General features: G+C 65.2%; 1 protein-coding gene. It reads left to right on the top strand.

Features of this window, described 5'->3' with window-relative positions; all coding sequences use genetic code 11:
* The first annotated feature begins 86 nt into the window (after nt 1-86).
* Complete coding sequence (locus tag J3476_RS20365; RefSeq protein WP_207068179.1) at nt 87-1,742, top strand: transposase; 1,656 nt, start codon at nt 87-89, stop codon at nt 1,740-1,742.
* The last annotated feature ends 64 nt before the right edge of the window (nt 1,743-1,806 follow it).

The following is a 1,806-nucleotide window of genomic DNA, read 5'->3' as shown; positions in this document are numbered from 1 at the left end:
GAGGGTGTCGCACGAATCGGTCGGCTAAAGTGCCGGGATCGGCGCGTTGAATCGATCAATGCTCTTCCCCTGTAGGACAATTGGGTATGTCTGTGAATGTACGCGCAGGTGATGCCGATCAGTTGATGATGATGCCGCCTTCGGTGCGGGAGTGGTTGCCTGAGGATCATCTGGCGTTCTTCGTGCTCGATGTCGTCGCTGAGCTTGATCTGAGCGCGTTCTATGCGGCGTATCGGATCGATGGCCGGGGCGGGTCGGTGTATGACCCGGCGATGATGCTGTCGGTGCTGCTGTATGCGTATTGCACCGGGGAGCGGTCCTCACGTCGGATCGAGCGGCGGCTGCTCGAGGACGTGGCGGTGCGGGTGGTGGCGGTCAATCAGCAGCCTGATCACGCCACGCTGGCTCGTTTCCGTCGCCGTCATCAAGATGCGATCGCTGAATTGTTCGGCCAGGTTCTGCGTCTGTGTGTCAGGGCGGGTTTGGTCGATGCGGGGATGGTCGCGATCGACGGCACGAAGATCGCCGCGAACGCCTCGTTTTTCGCCAATCGCGACCAGGAGGCCCTGCGTGCCGAGCTCGGTGGCTCTGGGCCTCAGGATTGCGCGGCTGCGGCCCGCCGGGTAGCCGATCAGGTCCTGGCCGAAGCCGAGCAGGTCGATGCGGCCGAAGACGATCAGGGCGAGAACGCCCACGTCAGGAGGATGCCGGCGCAGTGGGCCGGGGGCCGGGATCGGCGGTCCCGGATCAGGGCTGCCCTCGATGAACTCGAGTCTCAAAAGGCGAAAGATTTTGAGACCCGGATGGCCGAGCGGGCCCGCAAGGAGATCGAGCTGGGCCACAAACTGACCGGCCCGAAACCGAGTACGGACACGGCGCGGCGGGCGCGGCCGCGGCGGGCGAACACCACCGATCCGCATTCGCGGATCATCCCGCAGGCCTCCAAGGGCGCGCTGCAGGGCTACAACGCGCAAGCCGCCGCGACGACCGGGCACATCGTGCTCGCCGCTGAGGTCGCCGCCACCACCAACGACCAGCCCCACTTCGTGCCGATGGCCACCGCGGTGACCGACAATCTCGCCGAGGCCGGCCACCGCGGTGGTGCGGGCACGTTTGTGGCCGACGCGGGGTACTGGACCAGCGCGAACGGCACCACCGACGTCGGCGCCGAGGTGCTGATCGCGACACGGAAGTCCGCGTGGCGCACGGCCGACAAGCCTGACGACGACAAGCTGGCGGTACTGGCCAGAGTCAACCGCGGTGAGCTTTCCCAACGTCAAGCCGGCGCGATTCTGGGCGTCTCCTACACCTGGGTGCGCGACATGACCAAACGGTACTTCGGACGCGACGGCCAACGCATCACCCGCAGCACCGAACCCGAACCTCAGGAATGGATGCCGGTCATCGAACGCCTCGCCGCCGGCGAGATCTCCAGACGTGCCGCCAGCGACCACCTCGGCGTTTCAGCGACGCGAGTCAAAACGATGCTCGCGCACATCCGGGGCGAAATCACCGACCCCACGGTCGCCCGAAAAGCGATGAACGACAAGCTCGCTCAACCAGACAACGCCGCGCTCTACCGCAAACGCAGCGTCAGCATCGAGCCTGTCTTCGGCAACATCAAGGCCAACCTCGGATTCCGCAAATTCGCTCTCCGTGGACATGCAGGAGTGCACAGCGAATGGCGCCTGATCTGCACAGTCCACAATCTGCTCAAACTCCAGCACGCAGTACCGGCCTGACCGAAGGCCCCACCTACGCGCACCATCGCAACCTCACTACGCCACCGATTCGTGCGACACCCTC

It is taken from the genome of Mycobacterium sp. PO1, from assembly GCF_017312405.1.
In the GTDB taxonomy this organism is placed as follows: Bacteria; Actinomycetota; Actinomycetes; order Mycobacteriales; family Mycobacteriaceae; genus Mycobacterium.
Note: the sequence above shows the minus strand (reverse complement) of the source record. Positions and strands in the feature narration are given on the sequence as shown.